Source organism: Mucilaginibacter sp. Mucisp73 (genome assembly GCF_059491465.1).
This window is the reverse complement of sequence record NZ_CP168507.1, coordinates 3,298,484-3,312,238: the sequence shown is the minus strand read 5'-3', so window position 1 is coordinate 3,312,238 and position 13,755 is coordinate 3,298,484. Positions and strand designations below refer to the sequence as shown.

Here is a 13,755-nt window from a genome sequence, read left to right as displayed (position 1 = left end):
TTACTACCTTGAAAAAATTTGTTTTTAACAATGAAACCGAAGGTATTTATCCTTTAACCGTCCAGATCATCAACTATATCCAAAACATAGCAAAAGATATAGTTGATGACGACACCGGCTTCAGGATAAAAACCATCCTGATTGAATTGCTTACCAATTCGCTCAAGCACATGGGGGATGACGTTACCAGGATCGGGATCGATATGAAAAATAACAAATTATATATAAGTAAACAGGATAAGGGAAGGCCACTGCAAATTAATACCAGGCAGGCATTGTTAACCTGGCCGTTAACGCACAGCAAATTTGCCCAAAATGAAATTGCTATTTATGGCGATGACTTCGGTACATTAAAAGGGCGGGTGAAAAACAGTAACCAATTAGAGTTTTTTACCGAAGACCTTGATGTACGGTATATTAACAAGGAAACCATTATGGGATTAAATGAACATTATGGCCTGATGATCATTGCACGTGCCAGCGATGCGTTTAACTACAAACATAAACCTGATACAGGCGTGAATACATTTACCTCGGTAATTGAACTTAAACAGCGTTAGGCATTTCTGCGTAATTTCTGAAGGCCTTTGTTAATGGGTTAGGGTATTCTATATAAGTGACCGAACTACAACCATCAGAGAAAAAACTTTCGGCAAAGTAATTATATTATTGGGCAATTAATTATCACACTCGTTTTCGCTATTTCACAGCTGTCTCTTCGTTTACCGGTTCTGCAGGAGCATTATCGTGCGGTGTATGAATAAACTTTTTGTTTGCCCCTTTTAACTTAAACAGCAGTAAAAACATGGTAAAAAATATAAGCGGCAGTTTAAGCATGGCTTCTAAAAGTTTTCTATTATAAAACGATGTTGGTATGGCAACTAATATACCAAGGTAACAAGCCACTGTTGCCCCAAGCCACAAATGCCAATGCGGGCCTATGCCGGGAGTAAAAAAAGAGATCAATAGCATAAAAGGCATCAGGCCAAGCATTAATACGCGCGGCAGAATGGCCATCTGATAAATCTCATTCACGTAATCAAAATTGCCGCGGAAAAATTGGGCCGGCGCGGTAGCTCCATACTTTTTAAGCAAGTTAAACTGAGCCGAAAGCCAGCGCTTACGCTGCTTTTCAAACACTGCGGGATTACTCACTTTTTCATCGTAGATATACGCTTTTTCTGCATAAGCAACATGGATCTTATCACGGGTCAATAATAAGCCCATTTCCTTGTCAAACCCGCCCACGGCATCAATACGCGACATTACATTTACAAACAGGTTGTACTCCAAGGCCATACCCGAACCTATAATGGCTGCCGAAAAATTAAACAATTGCTGCGATTTTCTGAAAATATGATTGTTAACTTCTTCGCTCACCGCATCAAGTATTGCTACCTGTGTGTTTGAGTTTTTTGCTACCCTATGGCCCTGCACCACCCGGTGACCTGCTTGTAAATAGTTGTTGATCTGGTATAGGTAATCGGGCGCGGCAATGTTATCAATGTCAAAAACAACCGCGGCATCAAATCCAGCCGCTGTGTTTTCAATGGCTTTGTTTAGCGCTTTTGATTTGGTGCTGGTTTCAAAAACCACCTCTACTACCTGCAAAGGCATCTGCATTAATTTAACAATGGTTTCAGGTTTCATGGAGTCGGCTATCACACAAACCGTGAACATATCTTTAGGGTAATCGATAGTTAGTGCCGCCGCCGCCGAGTTTAGAATAATTTCATCTTCTTTATAAGCACAGATATAAACTATGAATTTACTGAGTGCAGTGGCTGTAGTAGGCGGTTTGATGGGGATTAATTTTCCGAGTACCGAAAATACAAACAGGTACAGGCTATATACACCAAGATATATAAACAACAAAATGGCGATTAGGGATGCTATGAATTTAATGATTTCCATGTGTTTTATTGCTAAACCCTGTTTGTATTAATTAGCAGCAGGTTTGTATTATTAAAAATTAACTTTCCGTTTATTGTTCAAATTTGTTGCAAGCAAACTTTTGATCTCTGTTATACGGTGCTCCCATGTATTTTGTGCCGCTATTTTTAATCTTTTTTGTTGTAAAAAAGGAGTGTCGTTTAACGATAAATTAAGGGCAGCAGAAAATTCATCAACATTTTTGCAGATATATACGCTGTCGCCGGTAAACTCTTCTAAATCTTCGTTAAAATCAGTGATCACTACCGGCCGGCCCGAGCCCAGGTATTCAAATAACTTAAGCGGAAAAATGGAACTGCTTACGTCATCTTTTTTGAAGGGGATAATAGCAACATCAAATCCTTTAAGCACGGCAGGCAACTGCTCATAAGGTACTGCTCCTTTTTTGAAAATATTAGGCGCATTAAAAGCAGGGTTGTTTTCATAATCTTTACCAACTGGCCCTACAAATACAAAGTTTTTATCGGGATTTTGTTCGAGTAGCTGTGTTAGTAAATTATAATCAATACGTCGTTCAATATTGCCAAAATAACCGATTATCGGTTTAGGGATATCAAAAAGGATATCTGCTACAGGCAACGCCGGATCCAGCGCTTTTTGACTATGGCCGATGTCGGCTGCATTCGGTACGAAGTACGAGTTAGGATTAAGTTTTGCTTTTGCGTTGCGTAACTCTTTACTGGTGCTGATCACCAGATCCATATCTTTCACCAATATATCTTCGGATATAAGGCCGTGACGGATCTGGTATTCCTCAATAAGGGGATCAACGCAATGATAAACTTTTAATAATGGTTTCAATTTCAACAACCGGTGCATGGTTGGGTAGTAAAACGCATAGGAGTTGATAAAGATGTAGTCCTTTATTTTAAGGCTCTTAATAATTTTATTGAGCCTCGCCGCTACAATTCGTTCGTTCACCTTCACGGCCAGCCGATAGACAGCTCCTTCGGGTAACGAATTAATCGACGGCACCGGAGGCGTAATGATGATCTTTAAATTAGGGATTTCTGTTTGGATAAAACTATTTTTGGGAGAAAAGAAGTGCGGCTTGCGGGCCTTATAGCCCGGCGTATTTTTAAACTGGATATAATCTTTCCAGGTATAGGGCCTGTCAACATAATACACGTAGTTATCTTTGGCCAAATGTTTGGCCATAGTATAGTTTGTTGATTCGAGGCGGCTATCAAACTGCATTTGCGAAAATATTACGATATGCCGATTTTTAAGCTCCATATAACTTAATTATTCAGTTAGTCGTTTTCCTTTTATTTTGCCCATCACAACACCTATAAGCTCTTTTAGTTCGATGTAGCCTAAGACAAAGATGTCGGATATTTTAACCTGAAGATGTTTTTTTAATGCCCAGTACCCAAATATAGCGCCGGTAGCAAAGGTAAAGATAGAAGCAACTGCTACCGCATACAGGTTGTGGAATATGAGAATCCCCGTAAAATCGCCTATTACGTTAACTGTTAGCATCAGGAACACTTTGATCATGTTAAGATGTGGTTTATTGATGATATCAAGCGTTATCCCGAAAAACCTGTCGATAGGCAACAGCATTACATAACACATAAAAATCCTGAAGATATTGCCTGCATCAGAATGCTGGTATTTAGCGCCGAAGAGGAGTCCAATAATAAGGTCAGCAGCAACGAAACAGATAACAGCGATAGGGGTAAGCGCTATGGTAAGCATGCCCGCATATTTTTTCATGATGTAGGTGACATATTTTTGGTCGCCCCGCTGTACCGCTGCCGACATTACCGGCAATGCAGTAGAGATGAAAGCCCTGAGCGGGATTTCAAAAATCTCCATAAGTCGTTGCGGAATGTAGTAAACAGCCAACAGGTCGGGGCTGAACATAGGCTTTACGATAAACGTATCGGAGCTCCTGAGCAGGTACGAACTTATAGACGTGCCTACACTGTATTTACCAAAATGGGCCATTTGTTTTATTGTAGCCCAGTTTTTGTATGCTATGGTTTTTACCTTAGCCCAGCCTGTAATAATGCAAATAACGCTGCTTAACAGGTTAGCTGTAAAGTAACAATATATAGTTGTTTCAAAATTTGATTTGCCTGCAACGGCAACGCCAACCACCAGCGTCAGAAAACCTCCCTGGTTCATTAATTGCAAGGTGAACATTTTATCAAAGCGCTCTTCGGCCTGGAGCGTCCAAAGGCTCACCGCCGATGGGAGTGTGCATAAATAAATGATACTGAACCATTTAAGTGTAATTCCTATATCAGCGTCCGGATTTGTGTAAATAAAATAGATCAGGAGATTTACGACGGCAAATACGCAGGTGACCATAAAACCCAGGTACCAGGCGGATCCTGATATGTTTTTCATTCTTTCGGATGTGGAGCCCGAATAAAATTTAATGACCGATGTTTGCAGAAAACCCGTGCGAAAGGTATCGGCCAGTGTAAATACAATCTGGAAAAATACATAGTTGCCAAAGGCGGGTTTACTTAAGCGGCGGGCCAGCAGTGATAGTATTACCATTCCCAAAACCGGTAATACGGCGTTAGTCGCCAGTGAAAGCGTGTGTTTGTTTATTAATTTTTTAAATAAACTCATGTATCATGTTTTACGCTTTCTCCCACAATTGTGTTGTAAAATTATATTGTTTTATTACTTTGGCGGGGTTGCCAACTGCTACCGAATAAGGCGGGATATCCCTTGTAACCACACTGCCGGCCCCAATAACCGAATGTTTACCAATGGTTACACCTGCGGTTACCACACAATTAGCACCTATCCAAACATTATCATCAATAGTAATTTGTTGGGTGGTTACTTTTTGATGGCGTGGCGGCATACTTACGTCCTGATAGCCATGATTAAGTCCGGATATTACAACATGCTGCGCTGTCATGCTGAAATTGCCTATTTTAACCGGGCCAATTACTACCGTACCGATGCCAATGCCTGATCCTTCGCCGATAAATACATCGCCAACGCCGTTATTGATCACAGCGAAGTCTTCTACAATACTTTTTGCGCCAAGTGAAAACTTGTTGAACGGAAAAAGGTCCATCCGTGCATTAAACCTTACTACACTGTTTTTACCCCGGTGATGGAAAAAGCGGTTAAGTATCAGCCTAACCCAAAGCCTTGGCCTCGACTGTCCGGGCGGAATAAGCATCCAGTGGACTAATTTTTTTAATTTGGGATTTGATTTTATGGATGATACAAATGACATCTGCTTAATTAATTAGTATTGTCCCTATACTATTTTTTTTAATTGCTCCTGCTCCTGGTTGTCAAGGCGCTTGCATACTACAAGGATGGATATGGCCAGGTAGAACAGGATGTTTGACGGGTATTGAACGATAGCCTGCTGCGGAAAGTTACCAATATTGAACGCGAACAAGATTAGCAACATAGCCAGGCAGTAGTTTTTAAGTTCGGGATTTTTGATACTGAAGTAAAAGTTTATCCCCGTTTTAAGCACTACAAAAAACAGTGTACAAAATAAGATGAGCCCGATCCAGCCCATTTCAACAGCTACGCGCACATAACCGCTGTCGGGCGGGAATTTGGCTAACATGGAGTTTGGTGAAAACTTACGGCCCCAAACGCCTACAGAACCCAAGCCGCCACCAATAGGGTGGGAAAGGATATAAGGCTTGATCCTCCTTTGATTTTCAGCACGGACGTTGTAAGATGCGTCATCGGATGGGTTAAAAGCTGTTTGAAACCGCTTGATCAATGGGTTGGAGGTTGGCATTACTATCAAAATGCCGAGCATGCCCCCTGCCACAAGTGTGAAAAATAAAACCCGTTTGTTGAAGTTTAAAACGGCCAGCATGGAAAGCGCTCCCGGTACCAATACATAGGCAGCCCTTGTACCGGAATAGAGCATAACATATAAGAAGAAAGCGGCGATAAAGCCCAGTAATATTTTGCGTTTGACAGGTAATTTGCCCATAATGAGTACAATGCAAAGCAATGCGCCTATAACCATGTTGTATGAAAATGTAACAGGGTCAGAGAAGATAGCAAATTTACGCATATGACCGTTGATGAACAACAAGCTTACACGGGTAGGGTCAGAATACAGGTATCGGCGCTCGAATGAAAAAAAACCTATATTTTCTTGTTGAAAAGCAGAAATTCCCGCCAGTATATCCAGCAATAACCAAAGCTTTAAAAGCGTTTTTATAAACTTTACCGTGCGGATCTGGTAAACAAAAACAAAATACATCAGCATAATGAAGCCTATGGTACGCACAGTATAAATCCAGGCGAGCCGTGACGCGGCGGCAGGGTTTACAAATTCAAACATATTGTAGGCCAGCCACACCAGTATCATGTAGCTTATAGGATTTTTAAAATAGGTCCAGTTTTGTTCGGTGCGCTGTTTTATAAAAAAACCAAGGATAAGCAGATAGGTGGTTACATCCATCAATGTACCGATGGGTACTCCGCTTGGTAATAATTCAGCAATGTAATTGATGAAAAATGCGCCTGTGATAAGTGCGCAAATGCCGAATTCGGGATAGACGGTAATGGCAAATACAACGGGTAAACCCATAGTTATTACAAAAACAGTACCTACGCCTATAAATCCAAGCTTATAGGTTAAAAAACTTATCACAAGTGAGGTGATCAGCAGAAAAAACAGGGCAAACGGATGCGAAAACTTTTGAATCAGAAGCGCTTTCCAAAAGTTTTGCTTAGTTTCAGTATTACCTGTTGGTTCATTGCGCATGAAGTAGTAACTCCTTTTATATATTTACAGGAACAAGATCTTCACAGCCCATACAAATACACTGATAAATGCGAATACTATAGCCGCTTTGCGTGTTTTTTTTTGAAGCGGACTTAAATCTTCAAATGGATCCTTTTGGGGTTTGGGAGGGTCAATTCTCATTTTAAGTAGCATTAAGTGTATGAACCGGTGTTTTGTGCGTCGTTCAATTAAGAGCGTTTTTCTTTTTTCTGATTGTATTCGGTTTTATTGAGTACCCAGCCGGCAAACTTGTTTTCAAGCCCCTTCAAATAGGTTATGTGCTGTTTCTGAATATTGTTTATTTTCCTGTTGGCTTCAAATACAGCTATTGTTTTATTTGCAAATAACAACCATTCTTTGGATTTATTAAGCGCGGTAAGCGGGGCAGTATCAATGATTACTATATCGTATTTAGTCCGCAGCTCGTCAAATTTGCTCTTAACGAAGGCTTCGCTGCCAATTTCAAGCAGGGTTACGTCACCTCCGCGATTGCCTAAAACAGTAGTGTTTAAGCTGCTGAGTTCGGGTTGGCCAAATTGGCTGTTTTTAAAATAATCTTCAAGGTATACCTGCGGCTGAGCGGTATTACTTATCGTGGCGTTATTGAAATTACCGTCAATTAACAACACTCTTTTATTGATCATGGAGTAAGAGTATGCCAGGCTTATGGCCAGCAGGGTTTTACCTTCGGCAGGCTCGATGCTTGTTATGGCTAAAATTTTTTCACCTTTTAATTCCTGATCGATCTCAAAGCGTATAGAGCGCAAGAGCTCCTTAAAGGTCTTCATTTTTTCACGGTGCTCAACATCCCAAAGTTTGCGCAGATCGAGATTTTCGCCGCTGATCTTGTTTAGATAGCCTAATAATGGCAGCTGGGTTTTATTAACCAGTTCGGTAGGGCTTTTAATGGTATCATCGATGTAAAATAATATAAACAGCCAGAAGAGACAGGCAAATAAACTGCCCATGCCGCTTAATATAATAAGCAGCATTTTTTTTGAAGGTTGGGCCACGTCCGGCTGGGCCATCTCAATCTGGACCAGTTTTATTGAAATGCTTGAACGCAGGTTAGTTTCATTGTATTTGTTCAATACATCAAGATATTCTTTACCTGCAATATCAATATCAAAATAAAGGGTTTTTACTTTCGCATCAAACGGAACCAGGCGAGAGAATTTAGCATTAAGATTCGTGAGCTCGTCATTTATTGATTTAACGCTGTATTTAGCCAAATCGCGGGAAATCTCAAGACCAAGCTTTTGTTTAACCTGATCCTCTTTGCTCACAAGCGGATTGGTAATGTATTTATCAGATGTTAAATTTATCTGATTTGAGAGCTGTTGCTGTAACGAATCAAGAGATTCTTTATACTTATTATTAAACCCGCTGCGTACATACTGGTCTTCCAGTATATGCAATTGGTCCTGAGTGGAAATGATAGCCTGGTTGTATTTGTTGGTTATCGACTCAACATATTTCCTTTCATCGGGTGAGAACTTTTGGACGATAGCATCAATGGCGCCCTGATTGGATATTACATCCTTTTCGGCCTGCAATTTTCTGTCATTGTAAGTCATGATCTGGCTAAAAATCGCTTTGGACTGCTCATCCAGGTTTAATACTCCGTTTTGAATTTTATACTGCTGTAATTCGCTGGTTTTTTCACTCAGCGCCTTACGTTTGGTATCTAACAGATTTGATAAAAAGTTTACTGCATTTGATTCATTTTGCTTTACGCTTTGGGTATAATAGTCGATAAACTGTTTGCATAATGTATTCACTACAAACGCCGAAAGCTGAGGGTTTTCTGAATTAAAACTTACAGAAATAAAATCGCTGCTTTCTTCACGGTAAATTAGCAGGTCTTTTACTATGTTACGCTCATCGTATTTCATTGACCTGAGCAACCCAATAAGTGAATTCTCGGTTTTATCATAAACAGATAACGGTTGAAGGGTGGCAAATTTCTTTTTAAAAATCGCTAATACGTTATCCTTTTCATAAGGCCGCAATTCAAGTAATTCCTTACTTTGTTTACGAAAGGGATAGGGATCGCTCAGGTCGTGGATCATAAGCGAATAAGAAACCTGGTCAATAAGTTTCTTTAGCTTCATGATCGCCATGAGGTTACTGAATTCGCGGTAAACCTGTTGCTCTTGTACGTTCGTTGTAGGATCTTGATCAAGAAGATGGCTGGAGGCGTCAACTATGCCGGTAGCTATTTCCGCGTGCGACTGGTAATTATCAGGTAAGTTTTTTACCAGGAAAAAAGAAGTGATTACTGCTACAAGCGGTATTATTATCAGTACAGTTCTGTATTTCTTTAGCAGATTGTAAAAATTGCCTATCTCCATCTTTACTTAACGTCTTCTAATTTAGTACCCAATAATTCTTCAAGATTGGTCTTGGCTGTAAATGTCGATAATTCAGCTTGTACTTTAAAGGCGTTTTGGCTGTATAAGGTGGTAAGCTGTTCATTATAGATCTGAAAAGTTGTTTCGCCTTTTTGAAACGCGTATTTTAATTGCTTAACAGCACTTTCGGCATCAATTACAGCATTTGCCCGCAGCCTTAGTTCGGCCTGTGCTGCCAGATATGAAAAGTAAAGACGTTTAACCTGGGCCTCAAGGCTTAACATATACTCGGCCTGTTGAAATTCTGCCGCTTTATAAATTTCTTTCGTTTGCCTGATAACTCCCGGCCTCGAAAACAGGTGTCCTAAGTTTAGCGAAAGGCTTATTTGATAACCTTTAAATATGGTTGGCTGCGAAATGTTGATAGATGTTTGCGGACTATAAATGTAAGATGCAGTTAAACCATCAAGCCATGAAAACACGGCCGAGTTATAAACGGCTTTGGCTGCATTTACCTGGCTTTGACGGGATTTTACTTCAGGGTAATTCTTTTTAGCAGTTGCTATAAGTTTTTCAAGAAAAGGATAGTTAATGTCACTTACAAATGAAGTTTGCTGCGCATGTACGCGGGTGGTAAATAAAAGAGCAATTATAAAAATATAAATGGGCTTCAGTTTCAGGGGCATATAGTTATACTTTTTCTTTTTGGAATAATGCGGGTACTGTACCGGCAATAATTTTTAAATCTAACCAAATAGAATATTTCTGCGCATAAAAATTATCTAATTTTTTCCTTTCGCGTTCAGACATGTCTTCCTTTCCTCGCTTGCTGATCTGCCATAAGCCCGTTAAACCGGCTGGGCCAAGAAAACGCATCGACCACTCGTTAGAAGTAAGCATCTCGGCCTCATATAAAGGCAATGGCCTGTTACCAACTACCGACATGTCGCCCCGTAGTATATTGAATAATTGCGGTAATTCATCAAGACTTGAATTGCGCAAGAAATTGCCCAGTTTGGTAATACGCGGATCATTCTTGATTTTTACAAAGGCGACTTTATTGTCGCCTCCTTCGGCGGCATATTGATTATTTTCGGCAGATAACTTGGCCAGCAATTGATCGGCGTCGGTACGCATCGACCTGAACTTATAAAAATCAAATACTTTATAACCTGTACCTACGCGTTTGCTTTTGTAAAATACCGGGCCTTTTGAATCCAGCTTAATTAAAATAGCAACTATCAGCATAACAGGCGATAATACAAACATCATACCGCCTGAAATTACCAGGTCGATAAGGCGCTTACCTGCCGGCATTTTATAAGTCGTATCAACTACTTTTGAAAGTTCAAGCAATTTGGGCTTTATCAGTTTAAAGCGCACCAAAAAGTTAAGCCTTTCGCGAAGGTCACTTATGGAAAACGGTTCGCCATAAAAATCATGAACCTTTAATTTAATGGCTTTTTGCCTTAAAGTTTTATCATTTTGTGATGAAAGGAGCACAATAATTAAACCATTGAGAAGAAAGCTTTGCTTAACTTCTTCAACCATTTTAATCCATTTACCTTCAGCATCAACTTCAACCAAAATAATATCAGGAACGGATAAAATAGATTGCTCGCCTAAATAATCATTCAACTGGTCAATAGAGTTGTTGTAAGCAATTTTAAAGCCTTCATTTAGTCCAGCCGAAATCATTTCCTTAAACTCGGTGCCGGCATAGGCTATCCTGATATTAGAACCTGAACTTTCGTTCCAATCAGATGTTTGGTGATTCATAAACTTGTAAAACTTGATTAATAGCTGTTTTTAATGCAGTTGGGTTAAACGGCTTGTGAATGTAAGCATCAACCTTAAAGGGCATGTTGCTTACCTGGGCATCAAGATCATGGGCGGCCGATAGCAATATAACAGGTATTTCACGATAAAAGCCACTAATCTTTACGTTCTTAATAAAAGACTGGCCGTCAAAATAAGGCATCTGGAGGTCGGATATAATCAATTCGGGCATATGGCCGTCTTCGAGCCAGCTGAAAGCTTCGATGCCATTATTTTTAACTACAATATCATATTCTTTTGACAGAATGAAGTTGAGCAGTTTTAGGATACTCAAGTCATCATCAACTATAAGTAGCGTTCTTTTCATGCTTAATTAATGGGGATTATTTATAAAAGAGAAGCAAATGTTTTGTTAATCAGTTTGTTGTATGTTATTATTATTTATTGTAAATGTTGATATGTAAAAAAAATATAAATTTAATAAATGTTATTAATGAAAAGGAAATGGTTTATTAGCCGTTTTTAACTAACAGCTAAATATAAAATAAATAGCCTTACAATTAGCGTGTTTTGTTTTTCACTGTAATTGCATGCAAAAAACATTCCTCAAATAAAAAAAACAGCCGAAATCAAAGGCTTAGTAGGCTTTTATACGGTTAATATATAAAATGGTTGTGAAAAATTGCGATATTAACAGAAAGTTAATAACCGTCGAGGAATTTATTTCCACGGCGGGTAGCTGTAATTCCCCAAAATGGGATTTAATTTATACCGGGTATAGGTATTTATAGCGCTACTTTTCTACCACGGATAAAAAATTTCCGGCGGGGTCTTTAAACCAGGCTATTTTGGGCCCCCCATCAAGAAAAATGCCTTTTTCGTTTGTCTTAAAATTCTCCTGGTTATAAATCTCAAACTTAACACCGCGTGCGCTGAGTTCATCAACTGTTTTTTCCACATCATCAACCGGGAAATTTAAAATGGTGAAGGTAGCCGGGGTATGGTTGGGTTTAGTGTATATTAATATAGGGGTGCTCCCTGTAATATTAAGGTTAAGTAAGCCCTGCATTTCGGGTACATCACTTACATCTAACCCAAGTACATCAGCATAAAACGCCCTGGCTTTAGCTGTATCATCTACCGAAAATCCGCCGAATGCTTTGCTGTCTTTTAACATGATAGTTGGCTTTATGTTATTGATACTACCTTGCTTTTTAATAATTTGTTTTGTAAAAGTGAGTTTAGCCTTCCAAAACTTCGGCCCGGCAACCTAACTCATTTAAAAAATTGATGAGCGAGTGGGCGCATAATGTGCCGCTATCGCACTGCACCCGCAAAATCCGGTCACAATCATCAAGATCGAAGTTGGCTTTATGGTTGCCAAACGTGCTATGGATGGCATTCAAAAGCATATTAGCCTGGCGGCGTTTATTTACATTGGTTTTAAAAACTTCTACTATCATAAGCCTATTTTGGTGCGTACCTAAAACCTTTGGTTGAACAATAGAAATGTTTGATTTTTTAGGGGCGGTGATTGGTTCATCCGCCCCTAAAGAATCAATAAATTATTATTTGGTGGCGTTAGGATTGTATGTGATCATCCAGTTTATGCCAAACCTATCGGTAAGCCAGCCAAAGTAATCGCCCCAAAACTCGTCATGCATAGGCGAAACAGCATTACCGCCTTCGGCTAAACCGCTATACAGTTTGTCTGCCTCCTCTCTTGATTCGGCACTTATGGTGAGCGAGAAGTTATTACCCATTGTTACGAATGGCATACCTCCCGCGCCAATCGCATCCGTACCCATCAGCATGCTGCCATTAGCAAGGGGGAGTGCAATATGCATAAGCTTATCCTGGTCTTTTTCGGGTGTATTGGCAGCCGCAGGCGAGTCTTTAAAACGCATAACCATTGCAAACTCACCACCGAATACTGACTTGTAGTGGTTAAAAGCTTCTTCGGTATTACCGTTAAAGTTTAAATAAGGATTGATAGCTAACATGATGTGATGTTTTGTAGATTTATAATTGAGTGATTTTATAAAAGTAAAATTAAGTCTTGTACCCTAACATAGGAGGGGGGTATCAAGACATGTTAAGGGGTTAATTGCGACATTGTTTCATCGCAAAACACACAGATGGATCAATAAAGAGAATATTGCCGGCTTTAGCTATTATCCGCCGGCACTCCGTCCGAAACAAATTTATATAGGTATGGTGCCTTATGCGCGCCGCCAGTCCATTTTTTCGCCACCCGCTCCAAAATACCCAGCCCCAGCATTTTACGCTGAAAAGCAGCGCGGATCAGCTTTTTGTTAAGAATGGTTTCGTAGAGCGATTGCAGGTCGCCCATGGTAAATTCCTCGGTCATGAGGTTAAAACCTATCAGCTTTTGGTCAAGCTCATTCTGCAGGGTTTCCAGCGCTTTATTAATAATTTGCTGATGGTCCTGCATTAGCGCAGGCAGTTCATTCAGGCTGTACCAGTCGCAGCTATCAGATATTTCATCGGGTGTTGGGATAGCCCTGGTAAAATCAACCAGCGCATAGTATCCCACCGAAATAAAACGCTTTAATAACCAGTGATCAGCGGGCGGGTTATAGCCACGGGCCTGCATAATGGCCTTAAGCGGTCCGGGATCATACCGGCTGTAATTGCCAAAAACATAAAACTGTTCCAGGTAGATGTTAGTTAAGGCTGTTCGGCTTTGAAGTACCCGCCGCGCCGCTTCGTTCACGTCCTCATTATCATGAATAAAGCCGCCGGGAAGCGCATATAGCCCGGTATTTTTATAAACCAGCAGCAATACCTTTAATTGGTTGTCATGAAAACCAAAAATAACTGTATCTATAGCAAGACCTGGTAAAAAACCCACGCCCGCGATGTTATTTTCCAGTTGGTGAAACTCTTTATTCATGTATC

Annotated in this window: 15 protein-coding genes; 1 reads left to right on the top strand and 14 read right to left on the bottom strand. The window is 40.1% G+C overall.

The window, feature by feature from the left end; translation table 11 throughout:
- Positions 1–8 precede the first annotated feature (8 nt).
- A complete protein-coding gene (locus ACEN82_RS13790) occupies positions 9–560 on the top strand; it encodes a hypothetical protein (RefSeq protein WP_413319985.1) in 552 nt (183 codons plus the stop codon).
- A 139-nt stretch (positions 561–699) separates the two neighbouring features.
- Here the strand turns inward: ACEN82_RS13790 and ACEN82_RS13785 are convergent, their stop codons facing one another.
- The 14 genes from ACEN82_RS13785 to ACEN82_RS13720 form a co-directional block, all read right to left on the bottom strand.
- A complete protein-coding gene (locus ACEN82_RS13785; protein ID WP_413319983.1) occupies positions 700–1,914 on the bottom strand; it encodes a glycosyltransferase family 2 protein in 1,215 nt (404 codons plus the stop codon).
- Between the two features lie 51 nt (positions 1,915–1,965).
- Positions 1,966–3,189, bottom strand: coding sequence for a glycosyltransferase family protein (locus tag ACEN82_RS13780; protein WP_413319981.1), 1,224 nt, complete (start codon positions 3,187–3,189; stop codon positions 1,966–1,968).
- Positions 3,190–3,198: 9 nt separating this feature from the next.
- On the bottom strand, positions 3,199–4,542 hold the full coding sequence (locus ACEN82_RS13775) for a lipopolysaccharide biosynthesis protein (protein WP_413319979.1): 1,344 nt from the start codon (positions 4,540–4,542) through the stop codon (positions 3,199–3,201).
- Positions 4,543–4,552: 10 nt separating this feature from the next.
- Positions 4,553–5,167 carry an acyltransferase gene (locus ACEN82_RS13770; RefSeq protein ID WP_413319977.1) on the bottom strand — a complete coding sequence of 205 codons (615 nt, stop codon included), beginning with the start codon at positions 5,165–5,167 and terminating at the stop codon, positions 4,553–4,555.
- Between the two features lie 24 nt (positions 5,168–5,191).
- Entirely contained in the window at positions 5,192–6,679 is a 1,488-nt protein-coding gene (locus tag ACEN82_RS13765; RefSeq protein ID WP_413319975.1) for an O-antigen ligase family protein, read from the bottom strand.
- Between the two features lie 24 nt (positions 6,680–6,703).
- On the bottom strand, positions 6,704–6,841 hold the full coding sequence (locus ACEN82_RS13760; protein WP_218134413.1) for a hypothetical protein: 138 nt from the start codon (positions 6,839–6,841) through the stop codon (positions 6,704–6,706).
- Between the two features lie 47 nt (positions 6,842–6,888).
- Positions 6,889–9,054: an exopolysaccharide transport family protein gene (locus ACEN82_RS13755; protein WP_413319972.1), complete on the bottom strand. Its 2,166-nt coding sequence runs from the start codon at positions 9,052–9,054 to the stop codon at positions 6,889–6,891.
- Positions 9,055–9,056: 2 nt separating this feature from the next.
- Positions 9,057–9,740 (bottom strand): TolC family protein, encoded by a 684-nt coding sequence (locus ACEN82_RS13750; protein WP_176624230.1) that lies wholly within the window; start codon positions 9,738–9,740, stop codon positions 9,057–9,059.
- A gap of 4 nt (positions 9,741–9,744) precedes the next feature.
- Positions 9,745–10,833 (bottom strand): sugar transferase, encoded by a 1,089-nt coding sequence (locus tag ACEN82_RS13745; protein WP_413319970.1) that lies wholly within the window; start codon positions 10,831–10,833, stop codon positions 9,745–9,747.
- Entirely contained in the window at positions 10,814–11,200 is a 387-nt protein-coding gene (locus ACEN82_RS13740) for a response regulator (RefSeq protein WP_188831764.1), read from the bottom strand. Before ACEN82_RS13740 ends, ACEN82_RS13745 begins: the two co-directional genes overlap by 20 nt.
- A 426-nt stretch (positions 11,201–11,626) precedes the next feature.
- Positions 11,627–12,010 (bottom strand): VOC family protein, encoded by a 384-nt coding sequence (locus ACEN82_RS13735; RefSeq protein ID WP_413319969.1) that lies wholly within the window; start codon positions 12,008–12,010, stop codon positions 11,627–11,629.
- A gap of 64 nt (positions 12,011–12,074) precedes the next feature.
- Positions 12,075–12,296, bottom strand: coding sequence for a hypothetical protein (locus ACEN82_RS13730; RefSeq protein ID WP_090525068.1), 222 nt, complete (start codon positions 12,294–12,296; stop codon positions 12,075–12,077).
- A 105-nt stretch (positions 12,297–12,401) separates the two neighbouring features.
- Complete coding sequence (locus ACEN82_RS13725; RefSeq protein ID WP_188831766.1) at positions 12,402–12,836, bottom strand: VOC family protein; 435 nt, start codon at positions 12,834–12,836, stop codon at positions 12,402–12,404.
- Positions 12,837–13,000: 164 nt separating this feature from the next.
- Positions 13,001–13,750 carry an NUDIX hydrolase gene (locus ACEN82_RS13720; RefSeq protein ID WP_413319967.1) on the bottom strand — a complete coding sequence of 250 codons (750 nt, stop codon included), beginning with the start codon at positions 13,748–13,750 and terminating at the stop codon, positions 13,001–13,003.
- Positions 13,751–13,755: the final 5 nt, after the last annotated feature.

What these genes read in the sequence shown, in the direction of transcription:
- ACEN82_RS13785 (WP_413319983.1), bottom strand. Translation starts at nt 1,914, where the DNA reads ATGGAAATCATTAAATTCATAGCATCCCTAATCGCCATTTTGTTGTTT.
- ACEN82_RS13780 (WP_413319981.1), bottom strand. Translation starts at nt 3,189, where the DNA reads ATGGAGCTTAAAAATCGGCATATCGTAATATTTTCGCAAATGCAGTTT.
- ACEN82_RS13775 (WP_413319979.1), bottom strand. Translation starts at nt 4,542, where the DNA reads ATGAGTTTATTTAAAAAATTAATAAACAAACACACGCTTTCACTGGCG.
- ACEN82_RS13770 (WP_413319977.1), bottom strand. Translation starts at nt 5,167, where the DNA reads ATGTCATTTGTATCATCCATAAAATCAAATCCCAAATTAAAAAAATTA.
- ACEN82_RS13765 (WP_413319975.1), bottom strand. Translation starts at nt 6,679, where the DNA reads ATGCGCAATGAACCAACAGGTAATACTGAAACTAAGCAAAACTTTTGG.
- ACEN82_RS13760 (WP_218134413.1), bottom strand. Translation starts at nt 6,841, where the DNA reads ATGAGAATTGACCCTCCCAAACCCCAAAAGGATCCATTTGAAGATTTA.
- ACEN82_RS13755 (WP_413319972.1), bottom strand. Translation starts at nt 9,054, where the DNA reads ATGGAGATAGGCAATTTTTACAATCTGCTAAAGAAATACAGAACTGTA.
- ACEN82_RS13750 (WP_176624230.1), bottom strand. Translation starts at nt 9,740, where the DNA reads ATGCCCCTGAAACTGAAGCCCATTTATATTTTTATAATTGCTCTTTTA.
- ACEN82_RS13745 (WP_413319970.1), bottom strand. Translation starts at nt 10,833, where the DNA reads ATGAATCACCAAACATCTGATTGGAACGAAAGTTCAGGTTCTAATATC.
- ACEN82_RS13740 (WP_188831764.1), bottom strand. Translation starts at nt 11,200, where the DNA reads ATGAAAAGAACGCTACTTATAGTTGATGATGACTTGAGTATCCTAAAA.
- ACEN82_RS13735 (WP_413319969.1), bottom strand. Translation starts at nt 12,010, where the DNA reads ATGTTAAAAGACAGCAAAGCATTCGGCGGATTTTCGGTAGATGATACA.
- ACEN82_RS13730 (WP_090525068.1), bottom strand. Translation starts at nt 12,296, where the DNA reads ATGATAGTAGAAGTTTTTAAAACCAATGTAAATAAACGCCGCCAGGCT.
- ACEN82_RS13725 (WP_188831766.1), bottom strand. Translation starts at nt 12,836, where the DNA reads ATGTTAGCTATCAATCCTTATTTAAACTTTAACGGTAATACCGAAGAA.
- ACEN82_RS13720 (WP_413319967.1), bottom strand. Translation starts at nt 13,750, where the DNA reads ATGAATAAAGAGTTTCACCAACTGGAAAATAACATCGCGGGCGTGGGT.